Raw genomic sequence first — 18,542 nt, forward strand, 5'->3', positions numbered from 1 at the left:
AACACAGATACAGTTTGCCCACAGGACGAAATCGTTATAATACGTTAGGCCAAAGGACTATTGCTGAATTTGAGAGGTCGAGACAATGAAAGCATGTAATTTCGAAAGCCCCATACCCAAATCCACCGAGATTTCCACCGTAGGCACGGCCAAGATCGCCAACCCCATCAAGTTCGGCAATTTCGTGGAGGAGGAGGACGCCGTTCTGGTGGACATCTCCCGCAGGTCCGTGGAGGGCGGACCCAAGAGCCGCAAGAAGCCCGAGCCCATCTATTTCGAATCCGCCGGCCCCCGCGACAAGGTATACTACGACCCGAGCAAGACCAAATGCGCGGTGGTCACCTGCGGCGGGCTGTGCCCCGGCCTGAACGACGTCATCCGGGCCATCGTCATGACCGCCTACCATGAATACAGGGTCCCGTCCGTGCTCGGCATCCAGTACGGCCTGGCCGGATTCGTGCCCGAGCAGGGCTACGACGTCGTCGATCTGACCCCGGACTTCGTCTCGCGCATCCACGAGTTCGGCGGCACGGTGCTGGGCAGCTCGCGCGGGCCCCAGGACCCGGAGGCCATCGTGGACGCGCTGGAACGCATGAACGTCTCCATCCTGTTCATGATCGGCGGCGACGGGACCATGCGGGCCGCCTCCACAGTGGTGGCCGAGATCGAAAAGCGCGGGCTGTCCATCTCCGTGGTCGGCCTGCCCAAGACCATCGACAACGACATCAACTACGTCTCGCCCTCGTTTGGCTTCGACACCTCGGTGGAGACCGCGGCCATGGCCATCAGGGGGGCGCATGTGGAGGCCACGGGCGCGCCCTGGGGCATCGGCCTGGTCAAGGTCATGGGCCGGGACGCGGGCTTCATCGCGGCCCAGAGTTCCCTGGCCTGCCAGGAGGTCAATTTCTGCCTCATCCCGGAATCCCCCTTCGACATCCACGGCGAAAACGGCTTCCTGGCCGCCCTGGACGAACGCATGAAGAAGAGCGGCAACGCGGTCATCGTGGTGGCCGAGGGCGCGGGCCAGGATCTTCTGGAGGATTCGGGCAAGCAGGACGCCTCGGGCAACGTCAAGCTGAGCGACATCGCCGCCCTGCTGAAGCGGGAGATCCTCGACCATTTCAGGAAACAGGGCATCGAGGCCACGCTCAAATACATCGACCCGAGCTACATCATCCGCTCGGTCCCGGCCAACGCCAACGACCGCATCTACTGCTCGTTTCTGGGCATCCATGCGGTCCACGCGGGCATGTCCGGCCGCACCGGCCTGGTCATCTCCCGCTGGAACGGCCGCTACGTGCACATTCCCATGGCTGTGGTCACCCGGGGCAAGAAACGGATCAGCACCTGTTCGAACTACTGGCGGGCCGTGCTCGAATCCACGGGCCAGCCGTTGACCATGAAAAATGACAAGCAGGAACAATAATTATTCTTGATTTGTTCGCAAACCGGATATATGCATCTCTGAATGTTGAGCATTTTTTTATCGGTATGAGGTATGTCAAAGCAATATCCACAAGGGGGTTTGTATGGATGTGCTGATGCTTTCCCGGCTGCAATTCGCCGCAGCCACCATGTTCCACTTCATTTTCGTGCCGTTGACGCTGGGGCTGTCCGTCCTCATCGCGTGCATGGAAACGGCCTACGTACGCACCGGCAACGAGGTGTACAAAAAAATGGCCAAGTTCTGGGGGAAACTGTTCCTGGTGAACTTCGCGCTCGGCGTGGTCACCGGCATCACCCTGGAGTTCCAGTTCGGCACCAACTGGTCCCGGTACTCCATGTACGTGGGCGACATCTTCGGCTCGCTCCTGGCCATCGAGGCCACGGCGGCCTTCTTCCTTGAATCCACCTTCATCGGCGTCTGGCACTTCGGCTGGGACAAGCTCTCGCCCAAGGCCCACGCCATCACCGCCTGGCTGGTGGCCGGAGCCTCCAACCTGTCGGCCATCTGGATTCTCATCGCCAACGGGTTCATGCAGAATCCCGTGGGCTACGTCCTGCGCAACGGCCGGGCCGAGCTGACCGACTTCTGGGCGGTCATCACCAACAAGTACGCCTGGCTCGAATTCTTCCACGTGGTTCCGGCCTCCCTGCTCCTGGCGGGGTTCTTCATCGTCGGCATCTCCGCGTGGCACCTGCTGCGCAAGAACAACACCGAATTCTTCCAGAAATCCTTCAACCTGGGCATCTCCGTGGCCCTGGTCTTCGCCCTGTTCACCGCGGCCGAGGGCCACATCCACGGCAACAACCTGTCCGACACCCAGCCCGCCAAGCTGGCGGCCATGGAATCCCACTGGGAGACCCAGAAAAACGCGCCCATGTATCTCCTGCTCATTCCGGGCGAGGACGGCAACGTGCTCGAGGCCCTGCCCCTGCCCGGCGTGCTGAGCTTTTTGGCCTACAACGACTTCAACGCCGAAGTGAAGGGGTTGAGCGACTTCCCCAAGGAAGACCGGCCCCCCGTGGTCCTGTCCTTCCTCTCCTTCAGGCTGATGGTCGGCCTGGGCACCCTGTTCATCCTGTTGGCCGGGTTCGGATTCCTGGTGCGCAACAAGGTGGACCAATATCCCCGCCTCCTCAAGGCGCTGCCCTTCTGTATCCCGCTGCCCTACTTCGCGTTGTGGGCGGGCTGGACGCTGACCGAAGTCGGCCGCCAGCCGTGGATCGTCTACGGGCTCATGCGCACCTCGGACGCGGTCTCCCCGGTGGGAGCCGGCGAGGTGGGCTTCACCCTGGTGCTCATGACCCTGCTCTACGCCCTGCTCGGCGCCGTCGGCATCTGGCTGATGGTCAAGCTGGCCAAGAAGGGTCCCGAGGACAATACGCCCATCCAGGCCTAATCCCAGCGAATAAAGGAGAAAATCTATGACTACTTTGATGGAAACCGGTTCGCTGCACTACTACCTGGCGATGATCTGGTTCATCCTCTGGGGCGTGCTCTGGGCCGTCTACTTCATCCTCGACGGCTTCGACCTGGGCGTGGGCACCCTGCTGCCCTTCCTGGCCCGGTCCGAGACCGACAAACGGGCCCTGCTCAATTCCACCGGTCCCTTCTGGGACGGCAACGAAGTCTGGCTCATCGCGGCCGGCGGCGTGACTTTCGCCGCCTTCCCCTACGCCTACGCGCAGATGTTCAGCGGGTTGTACCTGGCGCTCATGCTGCTTCTGTTCACCCTGATCGTGCGCGGCGTGTCCTTCGAGTTCCGCTCCAAGGTGGAGAGCCCGGGCTGGAGAAAGGCCTGGGACACCGCCCACGCGGTCTGCTCCTTCCTGCCCGCCCTGCTGCTCGGCGTGGCCTTCGGCAACATCTTCCAGGGCATCCCGCTCGACGAGACCGGGTTCTCCCAGGCCGGGCTGTTCGGCCTGCTCAACCCGTACGGCATTGCGGGCGGCATCCTGTTCGTGACCATCTTCATGATGCACGGGGCACTGTGGCTGTGCATCCGGACCACCGGCGAGCTCAAGGCGCGGGCCGAGTCCGTGGCCACCAAGCTGTGGCCCGGCGTGGTCGTCCTGACCGTGCTGTTTTTGGCCTACACGGCCATGTCCACGCAGCTGTTCGCCAACTACCTGGTCTACCCGGTGCTGTTCGTCATCCTGCTGCTGCCCGTGGCCGGGCTGGTGCTCATGCGCACCTACCTCGGCGCCGGCAAGTACTGGATGGCCTGGGCCTCCAGCGGCCTGTACATCGGCGGCACGGCCCTGTTCGGCGTGGTCGGCATCTTCCCGGCGATCATCCCGTCCAGCCCGAATCCGGCCAACAGCCTGACCATCATGAACTCGGCGTCGAGCCCCCTGACGCTGGAGATCATGCTCGTGGTGGCCGTGATCTTCGTGCCCCTGGTCATCGGCTACCAGTCCTGGGTCTACAAGCGGTTCGCCACGGCCATCACCGAGGACGACCTGCAGTACTAGGGAGGAACTTCCCTGAAGCGAAAGACCGCCCGGTCCGGCAATCCGCCGGGCCGGGCTTTTTTTCGCCCTTTTGCCCGAAAAACCGTTCCGGGCACGGTTTCCCCCTGCCGCAGGCCCTCGCAAAGGGCGCAAAACGAAAATCCGGGCAAAAGAGAGCCCAAACGGACCGCCCGGCAACCCCCGCCGCGTCTGGCTTCCGGCCGCCGGGTCCCCTTTCTATCTTTTTACAACCCACGGCGGTTCTGCTAGGTTGCACCATTCTTTGCACAACCTCTTAGGGCATTGCGGTCGGCCCCGCGTGAGCGCCACCGGGCAATGCTTTCATATAATTCGTTATCCGGCGATCCGTCGCCGTTTTTCAAGGAAGGATTTCGATGGCGATTCTGCTCGGCTTGGTGCGAAGCGTCGACCGGCTCAACGAATGGGTCGGCAAACTGGCGGGATACTTATCCCTGCTCATGGTCGTGGTGGTGACCGGGGACGTGATCATGCGATACGCGTTCAATACCACCTTTCTGGCGGTCCAGGAACTGGAATGGCACCTGTTCGGGGCCATGTTCCTGCTCGGCGCGGGCTATACCCTGCTCAAGGACGAACACGTGCGCGTGGACGTCGTCTACCAGCGCCTCAGCCGCAAGACCCGGGCCTGGATCAATTTTCTCGGCGTGCTCTTCTTCCTGCTGCCCGGCTGCTTCCTGGTCCTGGACACCTCGTGGAAGTTCTTCAGCATGTCCCTGGCCATCCACGAGGGATCGGGCGACCCCGGCGGGCTCCCGGCCAGGTACGTGCTCAAGTTCTTCATCATCATCGGCTTCGCCCTGGTCGCCTTGCAGGGCGTGTCCATGGGCGTCAAGGCCTTCCTGGAGATCCTCGGCAGGCCGTACGAACCGGCCCCCGGGACCACGGAAGAGGCCGCACCGGCCAAAGGGGAGGGTGCCTAGATGATGGAAGCGCTCCCCCTGATCATGTTCGGGGTCCTGACCCTGCTCCTGATGGTCGGCTTTCCCGTGGCCTTCACCCTGCTCGGCACCTCCCTGGTCTTCGGGATCATCGGTTTCGGCTGGGACTTCTTCAACCTGCTGCCCATGCGCATCTGGGGCACCATGACCAACCAGACCCTGCTGGCCGTGCCCCTGTTCATCTTCATGGGGGTCATGCTCGAACGCTCGGGGCTGGCCGAGGATCTGCTTGAGACCATGGCCCTGCTCTTCGGGCGCATGTGCGGCGGCCTGGCCGTGTCCGTGGTCATCGTGGGCATGCTGCTCGGCGCGTCCACCGGTATCGTCGGGGCCACCGTGGTGACCATGGGGCTCATCTCCCTGCCGACCATGCTGCGGCGCGGCTACCAGACCGAGCTGGCCACGGGCGTGATCTCGGCCTCGGGCACGCTCGGGCAGATCATCCCGCCGTCCATCGTCCTCGTGCTGCTGGGCGACATCATCGGCGTGTCCGTGGGCGACCTGTTCATGGGCGCGGTCATCCCGGGCATGCTCCTGGTCGGCCTGTACTGCGTCTACATCATCATCTATTCGCACTTCAACAAGGCCTGCGCCCCGACCATCCCGGACGAGGAATGGAACGAGATCCTGGCCGCCGGGCTGTGGAGGCGGGTCTTCAAGGCCCTGGTGCCGCCGCTGCTGCTGATGACCTGCGTGCTCGGCTCCATCTTCGCGGGCGTGGCCTCGCCCACCGAGGCGGCGGCCGTGGGCGCGGCCGGCGCGGTCGTCCTGTCCATGGTCAACCGCCGGTTCACCTTTGGACGGCTGCGCGAGACCATGATGACCACCACGGTGCTGACATCCATGGTCTTCATCATCCTGGTGGGCGCGGGCGCGTTCGGCCTGGTCTTCCGTGGTCTGGGCGGCGACCACGTCATCCGCGACTACATCACCCACCTGGCCTTCGGGAAATGGACCGTGATGCTCATCGTCATGACGATCATCTTCGTCATCGGCTTCTTCCTGGACTTCATCGAGATCACCTTCATCCACATCCCGGTGCTGGCCCCGATCATGCACGACTTCGGCTTCAACCCCCTGTGGTTCGCCATCCTCTTCGCCATCAACCTGCAAACCTCGTTCATGACCCCGCCGTTCGGCTTCTCGCTCTTCTTCCTCAAGGGCGTGGCCCCGCCGTACGTGCGCACCGGGCAGATATACAAGGGCATCATCCCCTTCGTCCTGCTCCAGCTCCTGGGCATGGGACTGGTGATCATCTTCCCGGAACTGGCCACCTGGCTCCCCTCGGTGGTCTTCGGCGAATAACGCCCCGGATATTCAAGCCCCTGTCCCTTGCGGACAGGGGCTTTTTCTTCTGGCCGCGACGCCTGCCTATCACGTCATACATCAATATAAACAGCTGTTTGCATCAAACACTTTCAGCCCGGCTTGCCCAAAGCCCCAGGGCGGTGTAAGGTTGCGCCCCTGCGCCGGGAACCGCCTCCCGGCACGAAACCGCCATTTTCCATGAACGGATACTTCATCACCGGCACCGACACCGACGTCGGCAAGACCCTGGCCACCGCGGCCCTGCTCCGGGCGCTGCTGGACGCCGGGCGCAATGCCGTGGCGCTCAAGCCGGTGCAGACGGGCTGCCCTCGGCAAGACGGCCGACTCATGGCCGAAGACCCTGCGGTCTACGCCCGGTTCGCCGGGCCGTACTTCCCGGACGGCTACCCCGAGGCGTGCTGCCGCAAGTTCGTCCCGGCCTGCTCTCCGCACCTGGCCGCCGAGGCTGCGGGCGAGACGCTCGATCCCGACGACCTCGCCGCCGGGGTCGAAAGGCTCGCCCACGGCTACGACACCGTGCTGGTGGAGGGCGCGGGCGGCTGCGCCGTACCGCTCGGCAACGGACGGACCATGCTCGACCTGATGGCGCGGCTCGACCTGCCGGTCGTCGTGGTCGCGGACAACAAGCTGGGCGCGGTCAACCACGCGCTCATGACCGTGGAGGTCCTGCGCGGGCGCGGCCTGGACGTGGCCGGGGTGATCATGACCAACGCCACGCCCCCGACCGCAGGAGATGAAGGGTTGCGCCGGGACAACGTCAAGGCCATCGCCGAACTGAGCGGCGTGCCCATCCTGGCCGACATCCCGCACCTCTCCGGCGCTCCCGTGGACGAGATCACGGCCCACGCGGCCCGGGCCCTGGAATACCTGCCCGGCCCACGGCCAGTGGACGACGGACTCGATTTCGACCGCGACCACATCTGGCATCCCTACACCTCGGCCCTGGAACCGCTGCCCGTGAACAAGGTCCGCTCGGCCCGTGGCGCGCGCATCGTCCTGGACGACGGCCGCGAGTTGGTCGACGGCATGGCCTCCTGGTGGTGCGCCATCCACGGCTACGGACGCCCGGAACTCCTGCGTGCCGCCCGCCACCAGCTGGGCCGCCTGCCCCACGTCATGTTCGGCGGCCTGACCCACGACCCGGCCATCGGCCTGTGCCGTGACCTCCTGGACATGGCCCCGGACGGGCTCAACCACGTCTTCCTGGCCGATTCCGGCTCGGTCAGCGTGGAGGCGGCCATCAAGATGGCCCTGCAATACATGCAGGCCAAAGGCGAGACCGGGCGGACCAGGTTGTTCACCGTGCGCGGCGGCTACCACGGCGACACCTGCGGGGCCATGTCCGTGTGCGACCCGGACAACGGCATGCACCATCTTTTCTCCGGCCTGCTGCCCAAACAGATTTTCGCGCCCGTGCCGGACTGCCCGTTCCGCGAGCCGTTCGACCCCGAGCGCTTCCGGGAGACGGAACGCATCTTCCGGGAGCGGCAGGCCGAGATCGCGGCCGTCATCGTGGAGCCCATCGTCCAGGGGGCGGGCGGCATGCGCTTCTACCATCCCGAATACCTGCGCCGGTTGCGCCGGTTGGCCGACGAACACGGCGTGCTGCTCATCCTGGACGAGATCGCCACCGGGTTCGGCCGCACCGGCAAACTGTTCGCCTGCGAGTGGAGCTCCGTGACGCCCGACATACTGTGCGTGGGCAAGGCGTTGACCGGCGGAACCATGACCCTGGCCGCCGTCCTGGCCACCAATGATGTGGCCCGGACCATCTCGCAAGACGGCGGCGTGTTCATGCACGGCCCGACGTTCATGGGCAACCCGCTGGCCTGCGCCGTGGCCCGGGCCAGCCTGGGCATACTCAGAGACACGGACTGGCAAGCCCGTGTCCGCGCGGTGGAAGGATGGCTTGAGGAAAGTTTCGGCCCGTGCCGCGAACTGCCGGGCGTGGCCGACGTCCGGGTACTCGGGGCCATCGGTGTGGTCGAGATGGAGAACCCGGTCAACGTGCCGAACCTGCAACGCTTTTTCGTGGACCACGGCGTGTGGCTGCGGCCTTTCGGCAAGCTCATCTACGCCATGCCGCCGTACATCATCAACCGGGACGAAACGGCCCGCCTGGGCGCGGCCATACACGACGCCATCACGGCCCGCGCCCACCAGTAAGGAGACCGCCATGACCCTGCTCGCCCTCTATTTCGCCCTGTTCATCGGGATGGGCGTTTACGAATACGCCAAGCGCAAGGACTTCGAGGACTTCGCCGTGGCCGGACGGCATCGCGGCGCGGGCGTGGTCGGGGTGTCCATCGTGGCCTCCTGCGTGGGCGCGTCGGCGACCATCGGCATGACCGGCCTGGCCTTTTCCGCCGGAACGCCCGCCTTCTGGTGGCTCGGCTCGGGCGCGGCCGGGCTGCTCGTGCTCGGCTCCCTGCTGGCGGCCAAGGTGCGCAAGAGCGGGGTCTGCACCCTGCCCGACATGGCCGAAAAATTCATCTCGCCCGCCACGCGCAGGCTGACCGCCCTGATCATCGTCCCGGCCTGGGCCTCGATCCTGGCCGCCCAGTACATCGCCGCGGCCAAGGCGGCCACCGCCCTGTCCGGCATGGACTACTCCACGGCGCTGATCGCCTGCGCGGCGGCCATCACCGCCTACACCCTGCTCGGCGGCCAGAACTCGATCATGAAGAGCGACGTGGTCCAGTACGGCCTGGTCGCGGCCGGGCTCGGCCTGGCCCTGTACTACACGGCCACGGCCTCCCCGGTCTCCCTGGCCGACATGAACCTGCAATGGACCAACGAGGCCTTCCCGCTGTCCAAGTGGACCTATTTCATGCTCATCGTGGGCGGCAGCTACGTGGTCTGCCCCATGCTCTTCGGACGGCTCTTCTCGGCCCGCACCGAACGCCAGGCCAGACGGGGCGCCCTGTTCGGCAGCGCGGGCATCGCCCTGTCCGCCGTGCTCATCGTCTGCATCGGCCTGTTCGCCCGCGGCCTGGCCCCGGCCGGGACGGACGCGGACTCCATCCTGACCCAGGTCGTGCCCTCGGTCATGCCCGCCTGGGCCGGGACCGCCCTGATCTTCGCCCTGCTCTCGGCCATCGTCTCCTCGGCCGATTCCTGCCTGATCACGGCGGCCACCATCCTGGAACACGACCTCATAGGCGGCAAAAGCACGGGCCGCTGCCGCCTGCTCATGCTCGGCATCGGCCTGGGCGCGCTGGTCGTGGCCAAATCCGGCGGCTCCATCCTGTCCCTGCTCCTGGCGGCCAACGACATCTACGTCTGCGGCGTGGTCGCGCCCATGTTCGTGGCCATCCTGGCCTGGGGCAAACGGGCGATCAACCCGCGCACCATGCTCCTGGCCATGCTCGCCGGAGGCACGCTGGGCATCGCCGCCGCCTGGACCGGCCTCAAGGTCTTCAGCTTCGCCGGTGTCGGCCTCTCCCTGGCCCTGTCCGCCGCCGCCCTCCTCCCCCAACGAACCCCGGCCAAGGTCGAGGGAGCCTAACCTCCCGGACGTTGCGCCAGCAACGTCCCCACCCCACACTCCCAAGCGGCGCCAGCGCAGCGCCGTGCCGCCAGCACGCCCCCACCGCCGTACCGAGGCTTTGGAGAGTGGTGGAGATGTGCATTTTTCGAGGGGGCGGCCGACCGCAGCGTAGTCTTCCTACGTGAGGATCGGACGTTTCCTCGAAAAATGCGCAGATTCGCCGCTATCCGGAGCCGACACTCCGGCGCGAGGCGCAAAAACAAGGCGCGGCGGCCACCCGAAGGGGCAGCCGCGCCTTGTTTTTGCGCCGATGCGCCGGACTTACGCCCCGATGGACATGGTGTCGAAGTAGGTGCGCGACGAGACGTCGGCCCAGGAGCCCCATTGCTTCTGGAACTCGTTGAAGCCCTTGGCGACCTTGGTGGCCAGGGGCGACTTGGCGGCCTCCTCGGCGACCACTTCGCGGGCCAGGACGCGCAGGTCGGCCAGGATCTCGGGGGAGAGCTTGCGGACCTCGACGTGGTGCTTCTCGACCAGCTCCCTGAGGGCCGCGCCGTTCTGGGCCTCGAAGTCGCACAGGGCCTGCAGGTTGGTATGGGCCGCGGCGGACTCGCAGATGGCCTTGAGGTCCGAGGGCAGGGCGTTGAACTTGTCCTTGTTGAACATGACGTCCAGACAGCTGCCGCCCTCGTGCCAGCCCGGGGTGTAGTAGTACTTGGCGGCCTGGTAGAAGCCCATGCGCAGGTCGTGCAAGGGGCCGACCCATTCGGTGGCGTCGATCACGCCGCGCTCGAGCGAGGTGAAGATCTCGCCGCCGGGCAGGAGCACGACCGTGCCGCCCGCGCGGGCGATGACCTTGCCGCCCAGGCCGGGGATGCGCATCTTGAGGCCCTTGAAATCATCGATGGAGTTGATCTCGCGGTTGAACCAACCGGCCATCTGCACACCGGTGTTGCCCATGGGGCGGCCGATCAGGTTGAACTGGCCGTAGACCTCGTCCCACAGGTCCAGGCCGCCGCCGGAGTAGAACCAGGCGTTCAACCCCTGGGCGTTCAGGCCGAAGGGCACGGCGGAAAACCACTGGCACGCCGGGTCCTTGCCCGCCCAGTAGTAGGGGGAGCCGGAACCGCACTCGGCGGTGCCCTGGGACACGGCGTCGAACACGCCCAGGCCGGGCACCAGCTCGTTGGCCGCGTAGACGTCGATCTTCATGCGCCCGTTGCTCATGGCCTCGATCCGCTTGGCCAGGTCCTCGGCCCCGGTCTGCAGGATGGGGAACTTGGGCGGCCAGGTGGTGACCATCTTCCAGTGCACGGTCTTGCCGACCTGGGCCGGGGCCGCGGCCTGATTGGCCTCGCCCTGGGCCCCGCCGGTCTTTCCGGCGTCGTCGTTGCAGGCCGCCAACAGGGCCGTACCGCCCGCCAGGCCGGCAATGGCCGCCTTGCTCAAAAAGTCGCGTCGCTTCATCTTTCCTCCGATATGGAAACATTGCATCGGCCGTCCATGGGCCGCATATAGTGGTATTGCGCAAAAAACGTGCATGATTTCAGTCCCGATTGCAAGCCGTCCGCCCCGGTGCGCCGCCATTTTCCCGACCCGGTCGTCCCCTTTTTTTGCCTATTTTTGTTGTATTAATATTGACAACTCAACCTATTTTACGGAAAATGTTTTATCAAAATTGACAAAAAAGGACAATACATGGATTCTTGCCTGCACACGGCACTTTCGGCGGGCCGTTGGGTACGGGCCGTGGCCCGGCCGGATTTCGGGCCGCGGCTGGCCGTGCCCCTGGCCGGGGAGTCGGTCCCGGCCGGGTTCCCGTCGCCCGCCGAGGAATACCTGGAAAAAAGGCTGGACCTGAACGAGCATCTGGTGGCGCGCCCGGAGGCAACCTACTTCGTGCGCGTGTCCGGCGACTCCATGATCGGCGCGGGCATCCACCACGGCGACCTCCTGGTGGTGGACCGCTCCCTGGACCCCAAGCCGGGTAATGTCATTATTGCTCTGGTGGATGGGGAGTTTACGGTGAAGAGATTGAGAAAGACACCGTTCGGCCTGGAGCTCGCCCCGGAAAATCCGGAATATGAGGTCATTCCGCTCTCGGAGGAGACGGACTTCCAAGTCTGGGGAGTTGTTTTGCATGTGGTTCACAAGGTGTGAAGTGGCTTCCGATAGCGGCGCATCTGCACATTTTTTCCAGGGGGCTTTCATCCTCACGTAGACGGCTACGCTGCGGTGAAAGCCCCCTGGAAAAAAATGCACAGCTGCACCACTCTCGAAAGCCTATCCCAAGCGCGGGGGAGAGAGCCGCTGTCGGGTGCTGCGCACTCGAATCGCTCCAGGGGGAGGTCGGCGGGGACCTTGGCTCGTTGTTGCGGCGGTGCCATTTAGTGCGTCCCGCCCCGCCGAAGGCGGATACAAAAAGTTTGGGAAAAGGAGGGGATGGGGGTCCGGGGGAAGGGGAGGAAAGAACCCTTTTCAAAGGGTTTTTCCTCCCCTTCCCCCGGCCGCCGGAGGCGCGCCATGGCCAGTTATGCGTTGGTTGACTGCAACAATTTTTATGCGTCGTGCGAGCGGGCGTTCCGGCCGGAGTTGAACGGGCGGCCGGTGGTGGTCTTGTCGAACAACGACGGATGCGTGATCGCCCGGTCCTCGGAGGCCAAGGCCATGGGGATCGACATGGGCACGCCGTATTTCAAGTGCCGGGCGCGGCTTGAGCGGCTCGGGGTGGCCGTGTTCTCGTCCAACTACGCGTTGTACGGGGACATGTCCGCGCGGGTGATGCGGATTCTCTCAAGGTTCTGCCCGGGTGTGGAGGTCTATTCCATCGACGAGGCGTTCTGCGACCTGAGCGGCGTGCCGGGCGGGGCCGAGGCGTACGCGCGGCGGGTGCGGGCCACGGTCCTGGCCTGGACCGGCATCCCGGTGTCCGTGGGCATCGGCCGGACCAAGACCCTGGCCAAGCTGGCCAACCGGTTCGCCAAGAAACAGCCGCGCAGCCGGGACGTGTTCGACCTCACCACCAGCCCGGACCCGGACCGGGTGCTGCGCTGGACCGACATCGGCGACGTCTGGGGCATCGGCCCGCGCCATGCCAAGCGGCTGCGCGCCCTGGGCGTGACCGACGCGCTCAAGTTCCGCGAGCTGAAACGGGACTGGGTGCAGAAAAAGATGACCGTGGCCGGGCTGCACACGCTGCTGGAACTGCGCGGCTTCCCCTGCCACGGCTTCCACGCCGGTCCGGCTAACAAGAAGACCATCGTGTCCTCGCGCTCCTTCGGCCACCCGGTCACGCGGCTCGACCACATGCTCGAAGCCACCGCCCAATACACCACCCGGGCCGCCGAAAGGCTGCGCGGACAGGAAGCCGTGGCCGCGAACATCACGGTCCATTTGCAGACCAATTCCTTCAGGCTCGGCCAGCCGCAATACTCCAACGCCCTGTCCGTGCCCCTGCCCGTGGCCACCGCCCACACCCCCACCCTGATCCGGGCCGCCAAGACCGGCATGGAACGCATCTTCAAACACGGCTACCAGTACAAGAAGTGTGGGGTCATGCTCTCGGGCCTGGAACCCGAACACGGCCGCTGGCTCAGTCTGCTCGCCCTGCCCCCCGACCACCGGCCGGGCGACACCCCGCTCATGCGCGCCGTGGACCGCGTCAACAAGCGCTGGGGACGCGACACCCTCTCCTTCGCCGCCTCGGGCATCACCCGCGACTGGCGCATGAAACGCGAAATGCGCTCGCCCCGGTACACCACCGTCTGGGAGGAAATTCTGACAGTGCTGGCGAAGTAAGGAGCATTGGGGATGCCTCCCGCCGTTCCGTCCGTTTTTTCTGCCCGAAATCGCAGGGTTGTTTTTAAAGAAAGACTATTACTGAAAAGGATCATAGGTCCGCCGCAGTCACAAAACGCCGCAAGACCGCTTGGCCGTGTCCGCGCAACCTCGCCCGCGGCGTTGGGCAACCGTCCCGAAGAGTTCGCGCCGGGCGGCCCTCCGAGGCCCGTGGACGTCCGGCGCGAACTCTTCGGGACACCGCCCGGCCAAGCTACTCCCGCACTCCGCGCGAAACCAGCCGCACATACGCGCCCGCCCCCGCGAAGCGGCGCCAAAAAGTTTGGGAGATTCTTAAGAACCTTTTTCCCAAAAGGTTCTTAAGCCGCCGGAGGCATCCCTTTCACGCCCGCCCGGCGAGGGCTCGCCGGAGGCCTCCCCGCATCAATCCAGCGAGACCTGCGAACCGGTGGCCTGGACGAGATTCGGGGTTCCGGTTCGGGTGGTCTGGTTGAAACTGAGGGCTTGTCTGGGCTGGCCGGCCTGAAGAAAGGCCATGCGGCGCATTTCGAGGCGTTGGAACTGGGTACGGCGTTTACCGAGGATGTTCTCGATGCGTCTGCGGCGCGCTTCCTCGGACAGGGCCGGGCCCTGGTCCATGGAGGATTCCGGGGTTTCGGCCTGGGCGGTCATGACCGGGGCTTCCGGCCCGGCGGGCTCGGCCTGGAGGTACTCGGGCAGCTTGAAGGCCTCGCCGCTGACCATGGCGTTGTACTTGTCCTCCACGACCTGGCCGGGCGTCTTGTCGTTGGCCGCGTATTCGTAGGAGAACTCGCCGACGGTGTAGGCCGTGGACGCGTATTGCAGGGGTGCGAACGCGAACCCGCCCGCGCCGAGCAGCGGGGCGACCACGGCGCAGCCGGACAGCGGCCCCGACACGGACAGCAGGACAAACAGAACGAAGACCGTTTTCACGGACAGGGTCTGTGCAACCTTTTTCATGGACTCTCCAGTCACTGAGAACCGTCCACGCATGCCCCCCCAGGCTTGGCAACACGCCGCGACCATATACCATTTTTGCGCGCAGGACAATATTATCAAAATATTTGAAGCGGTTGCCGTACACCTCTCCCTGTCATCCCATTATCATAATTATTTCAAGATATTATCTAGAAAATTTGGCTCCGCAAAATCCCACGATTTCAGGGACGGTCAAAAAACAGATGCCTCGGAATCATTGGGGAAAAACCAATTCCGACTCGCAGAGCCGCCTTTACCTGGCGTGCCCAAAGAGGTAATTGACGGTGCGTATGGAACAGGAACAGCCCAAGAAACGGACCTGGTCCAGGCTGGCGGCGGTGCCCCTGGCCGTGGCCTGTGCGGCGGTGCCTCTGGGGACCCTGCTTTCGCGGTTCGCCGGTCCCGGCCCGGAGGGGTCGCCGTATTTGCCCTGGCTGATCCTGGCGGCCCTGGGCACGGCGCACGCCATCCTGTTCCGGCGCTCGGGTCGACGGCTGCGGACCCGCTTCTTCCTGGAGTTGGCCATGTTCGCCGGGCTTGCGGCCGTCGTGGTCCGGCATCGCGAGGTCCTCCTTTTCAAGCTGGGAAATCTCACGCCCTTGCTGCCGGAACTGACGCCGGTGATCATGCTCGGCTTCTGCTGGCTGTGGGTCCTGACCTTCGGAACGCCGGACCGGGCGGCCTTCCAGCGGTGGGGGGCGGCGCTCGGACTGGTCTGCGTGCTCGACCTGGCCGTGGAGGCGTTCATCTACCGGGCCGCGCCCTCCCTGCGCTGGATCGGCGACGCCAACCTGCTGGCCGGGCTGCTGCTGGTCTGCCTGTGCGCCTCGCTCAGGCCCGGACCGGCGGACAACGGACTGCATGAGCCGGACCAGGGCAAGCCGGTGTACCGGGCCCTGATCCTGGCCGGATTGCTGGCCACCCTGTCGCGCACCGGGCTGTTCGCCGCGGCCTGGGTCTATGTCTTTTTCGGCCGGGGCGGGCGGATCCTGCGCGCGTCCGTGTTCCTGGCCTGCCTCGCGGCCCTGGCCGCGACCTTCCTGCTGCCGGTCACGCCCTCGGACCTGGCCCGGTACGTGGACTACTGGCTGTGGGCCAAGTCCATGGTCCTGTTCTCGCAGGACCCGTCCGTCCTGATCGCCGGGCTGCCTCTGAACCGCGCCCTGCCCTTCGCCTTTCCGCCCGAGATGATCCCGGTCTGGGAGCGGGTCGCGGAAACGCCCGCCCTGTTCGGCGCGCATCTGAACCAGGTGCCGTCCTTCTGGCTGCGCTGCATCCTCGGCTGGGGGGCCATCCTGCCCGCTGCCTGCCTGGCCGCGCTGTTCATCCTGGTCTTCCGGCGGCCGACGCGCATGGGCGCCGGGCTGACCGCCGTCCTGTTTGTCCAGGGCATGTCCACCCCGCTTTTCTATGAACCGTCCACGGGCGCGGTGGCCGGGCTGGGCCTGATCCTGGCCTTGTCCGCGCCACGGAACGCGTCCCTGTCCGGCCTCGGCGATCCTGGAAACGGACGGGCCGAACCGGTCCCCGAACCTCAAACCGATGACGATCCGGCCCGCGAACCGGGCATGCGCCCCCTCTAGGCCGGAGCTGCGAGCGAACATGACGAAATTTTCCGACACGGCCCCCATCCTGGTGACCTGCCCCAGGGACATGCCCGAGTACCTCCAGGCGGAGCTCACTCGGCTCGGCTTTTCCCGGACCATCCCCCTGGACGCGGGCGTGGAGGTCCACGGTTCGCTGGACGACTGCATGCGCCTGAACCTGTGGGTGCGCACCGGCCACCGCGTGCTCTTCGAGCTGAAGCGGTTCCGGGCCTTCGACGCGGACGAGCTGTACCGCGAGGCGAAACGGATCGCCTGGGAGGAGTACATCCCGGCGGACGGCTATTTCCGGGTGGACGCGTCGGTGCGCGACACCACGGTCAACGACGCGCGCTTCGCCGGGCTGCGGGTCAAGGACGCGGTGGCCGACCGGTTCACGGGGCTGACCGGAGCCCGGCCGGACTCGGGCCCGGACACAAGCGGGGTCTGCCTGTTCCTGCACTGGCGCGAGAACCGGGCCACGCTCTACCTGGACACCACGGGCGAACCGCTGCCCCGGCGAGGCTACCGCAAGCGGCCGCACAAGGCGCCCATGCAGGAGACCCTGGCCGCGGCCTGCGTCCTGGCCTCGGGCTGGCCCGGGCTGGCCGCCGAGGGCGGCCATTTCATCGCGCCCATGTGCGGGTCCGGCACCCTGCCCATCGAGGCCGCGCTCATGGCCATGAACGGCGCGCCGGGGCTGTTGCGCGACGAATTCGCCTTCATGCGCGTGGTCGGCTACACCCCCGAGGCGTGGGACGACCTGCTCGGCCAGGCAGAGGACGCGGAGGTCCCCGAGATCAAGGGGCGGATCATCGCCACGGACCACGACCCCGAGGCCATCGAGGCGGCCAGGGACAACGCCCGCCTGGCCGGGGTGGGCGACTTCATCGAATTTCAGGTCTGCGACTTCACCGAGACCGAGGTGCCGGAAGGGCCGGGCGTGGTCATGCTCAACCCGGAATACGGCATGCGCCTGGGCGAGATCGAATCGCTCAAGGCGGTCTACAAGGGGATCGGCGACTTCTTCAAGCGGCGCTGCGGCGGCAAGGCCGGATTCATCTTCACCGGCAACATGGACCTGGCCAAGTGCGTGGGATTGCGCACCAAGCGGCGGCGCGTCTTCTGGAACGCCAAGATCGAGTGCCGTCTGCTGGAATACGAACTCTACGCCGGGACGAAAAAGGGCGGCGGCCCGCAGTAGGCAGGCATCGCGGGGAGCGATGGGGGCCATCGGGAAAAGCCCTGCTCCGGGGGTGGATTATTCGCACGTTCGCGAGTATACCCCACCGACCATGAAGCAATCCCTGACCTATACCTACGTCCTGCTCGTGTTGAGCATGATGCTGTGGGGCGGCACCTGGGTGGCCGGACGCGTCCTGGCCCAGTCGGTGCATCCCATGACCGCCGCCTTGCTGCGCTTCGGACTGGCCTCGATCATCCTGCTGTACATGTGCTGGCGGGCCGACGGGCGGCTGCCCCGGCTGAGACGCGACCAGATCCTGCCGGTGGTCTTCCTGGGTGCCACAGGGGTCTTTGCCTACAGCTATTTCTTCTTCACCGGCCTGCAGACCATCTCGGCCGGACGGGCCGCGCTCATCGTGGCCTGCACGCCCGTGTGCATCGCCGTGATCTCGGCCCTGTTCTGCGGGGAACGGTTCAGCCCCCTGCGCGCGGCCGGGGCGCTCATCTCCCTGATCGGCGTGTCCGTGGTCATCGCGGACGGCGACCCGCTGGCCCTGCTGGCCGGAGGCGTGAGCCGGGGCGACTTCATGATCCTCGGCTGCGTGGCCAGCTGGACCGCCTACACCATGGGCGGGCGAGCGGTCATGAAGCACCTGCCCCCGCTGACCTCGGTGGCCTGGTCGAGCTTCACCGGCACCCTCATGCTCCTGCCCGCGGCCCTGGCCGAAGGGCTCGTCGCGGACCTCGCCAACGTCCGGCCCGTTGACTGGGGCTGCGTGATCTTCCTCGGCTTCCTGGCCACGGCCCTGGCCTACTACTGGTACTACCGGGCCATCAGCATCATCGGCGCGTCCCGGGCGGGCATCTTCATCAACATGGTCCCGGCCTTTGCCGTGCTGACCGGCTTTCTGCTCCTGGACGAGCCCATCCACCTCTCCCTGGCCGTGGGCGGATTCATGGTCATCAGCGGCGTGTACCTGACCAACCGGGCCTGACCGGGCCCGGCCGCAAAGGCCGTTGCCAACCCCGCGCCCATGGCGCATACTCGCCCCAGCAAGGAGGACGGCATGGACGACAGGATAGAACGGCTGGAGAGCCTGGTGGCGCTCCAGGACCGGACCATGGAAAAGCTGAGCGACCAGATATTCGATCAGCAGAAGCAGATCGAGGACCTCAGGCGGCTGGTGGAACGGCTGGCCAAGAAAGTCCGCGCCCTGGACGAGGAGATCGAAAGCTCCGGACCGGCGGACGTGCCCCCGCCCCACTACAACGGTTAGGGGG

15 protein-coding genes are annotated in these 18,542 nt (G+C 65.7%); 13 read left to right on the forward strand and 2 right to left on the reverse strand.

Features of this window, described 5'->3' with window-relative positions; genetic code table 11:
- The first annotated feature begins 85 nt into the window (after window positions 1-85).
- From BerOc1_RS07760 to BerOc1_RS07790, 7 genes are all read left to right on the forward strand, one after another.
- The gene (locus BerOc1_RS07760) at window positions 86-1,426 is read left to right on the forward strand and encodes an ATP-dependent 6-phosphofructokinase (protein WP_071545147.1); all 1,341 of its coding nucleotides are present in this window, start codon (window positions 86-88) and stop codon (window positions 1,424-1,426) included.
- Window positions 1,427-1,529: 103 nt separating this feature from the next.
- Entirely contained in the window at window positions 1,530-2,843 is a 1,314-nt protein-coding gene (locus tag BerOc1_RS07765) for a cytochrome ubiquinol oxidase subunit I (RefSeq protein ID WP_071545148.1), read from the forward strand.
- A 25-nt stretch (window positions 2,844-2,868) separates the two neighbouring features.
- Window positions 2,869-3,918: a cytochrome d ubiquinol oxidase subunit II gene (cydB, locus tag BerOc1_RS07770; protein WP_084641240.1), complete on the forward strand. Its 1,050-nt coding sequence runs from the start codon at window positions 2,869-2,871 to the stop codon at window positions 3,916-3,918.
- 374 nt (window positions 3,919-4,292) lie between these two features.
- The gene (locus BerOc1_RS07775; RefSeq protein ID WP_071545149.1) at window positions 4,293-4,859 is read left to right on the forward strand and encodes a TRAP transporter small permease subunit; all 567 of its coding nucleotides are present in this window, start codon (window positions 4,293-4,295) and stop codon (window positions 4,857-4,859) included.
- Window positions 4,860-6,182 (forward strand): TRAP transporter large permease, encoded by a 1,323-nt coding sequence (locus BerOc1_RS07780; RefSeq protein ID WP_207503299.1) that lies wholly within the window; start codon window positions 4,860-4,862, stop codon window positions 6,180-6,182. It begins immediately after the preceding gene.
- 201 nt (window positions 6,183-6,383) lie between these two features.
- A complete protein-coding gene (gene bioA / locus BerOc1_RS07785; protein ID WP_071545150.1) occupies window positions 6,384-8,372 on the forward strand; it encodes an adenosylmethionine--8-amino-7-oxononanoate transaminase in 1,989 nt (662 codons plus the stop codon).
- A gap of 10 nt (window positions 8,373-8,382) precedes the next feature.
- A complete protein-coding gene (locus BerOc1_RS07790; RefSeq protein WP_071545151.1) occupies window positions 8,383-9,714 on the forward strand; it encodes a sodium:solute symporter family protein in 1,332 nt (443 codons plus the stop codon).
- Between the two features lie 303 nt (window positions 9,715-10,017).
- Here BerOc1_RS07790 and BerOc1_RS07795 read toward each other — a convergent pair whose 3' ends face one another.
- Window positions 10,018-11,163, reverse strand: a complete 1,146-nt coding sequence (locus BerOc1_RS07795) for a TRAP transporter substrate-binding protein (RefSeq protein ID WP_071545152.1) — start codon at window positions 11,161-11,163, stop codon at window positions 10,018-10,020.
- Window positions 11,164-11,394: 231 nt separating this feature from the next.
- Here BerOc1_RS07795 and BerOc1_RS07800 point away from each other — a divergent pair, with 231 nt between their 5' ends.
- On the forward strand, window positions 11,395-11,856 hold the full coding sequence (locus BerOc1_RS07800; RefSeq protein WP_084641244.1) for a LexA family protein: 462 nt from the start codon (window positions 11,395-11,397) through the stop codon (window positions 11,854-11,856).
- 363 nt (window positions 11,857-12,219) lie between these two features.
- On the forward strand, window positions 12,220-13,494 hold the full coding sequence (locus BerOc1_RS07805; RefSeq protein ID WP_071545154.1) for a Y-family DNA polymerase: 1,275 nt from the start codon (window positions 12,220-12,222) through the stop codon (window positions 13,492-13,494).
- Window positions 13,495-13,917: 423 nt separating this feature from the next.
- Here the strand turns inward: BerOc1_RS07805 and BerOc1_RS07810 are convergent, their stop codons facing one another.
- Window positions 13,918-14,475, reverse strand: coding sequence for a hypothetical protein (locus BerOc1_RS07810; protein ID WP_071545155.1), 558 nt, complete (start codon window positions 14,473-14,475; stop codon window positions 13,918-13,920).
- Between the two features lie 302 nt (window positions 14,476-14,777).
- On the opposite strand from BerOc1_RS07810, the gene BerOc1_RS07815 reads away from it, so the two are divergent.
- The 4 genes from BerOc1_RS07815 (at window position 14,778) to BerOc1_RS07830 (ending at window position 18,538) form a co-directional block, all read left to right on the forward strand.
- Entirely contained in the window at window positions 14,778-16,076 is a 1,299-nt protein-coding gene (locus BerOc1_RS07815; RefSeq protein WP_129586501.1) for a hypothetical protein, read from the forward strand.
- Between the two features lie 19 nt (window positions 16,077-16,095).
- The gene (locus tag BerOc1_RS07820; RefSeq protein WP_071545157.1) at window positions 16,096-17,280 is read left to right on the forward strand and encodes a THUMP domain-containing class I SAM-dependent RNA methyltransferase; all 1,185 of its coding nucleotides are present in this window, start codon (window positions 16,096-16,098) and stop codon (window positions 17,278-17,280) included.
- A gap of 91 nt (window positions 17,281-17,371) precedes the next feature.
- Window positions 17,372-18,256: a DMT family transporter gene (locus BerOc1_RS07825; RefSeq protein WP_071545158.1), complete on the forward strand. Its 885-nt coding sequence runs from the start codon at window positions 17,372-17,374 to the stop codon at window positions 18,254-18,256.
- A gap of 72 nt (window positions 18,257-18,328) precedes the next feature.
- A complete protein-coding gene (locus tag BerOc1_RS07830) occupies window positions 18,329-18,538 on the forward strand; it encodes a SlyX family protein (RefSeq protein WP_084641246.1) in 210 nt (69 codons plus the stop codon).
- Window positions 18,539-18,542: the final 4 nt, after the last annotated feature.

Source organism: Pseudodesulfovibrio hydrargyri (assembly GCF_001874525.1).
Taxonomy (GTDB): domain Bacteria; phylum Desulfobacterota; class Desulfovibrionia; order Desulfovibrionales; family Desulfovibrionaceae; genus Pseudodesulfovibrio; species Pseudodesulfovibrio hydrargyri.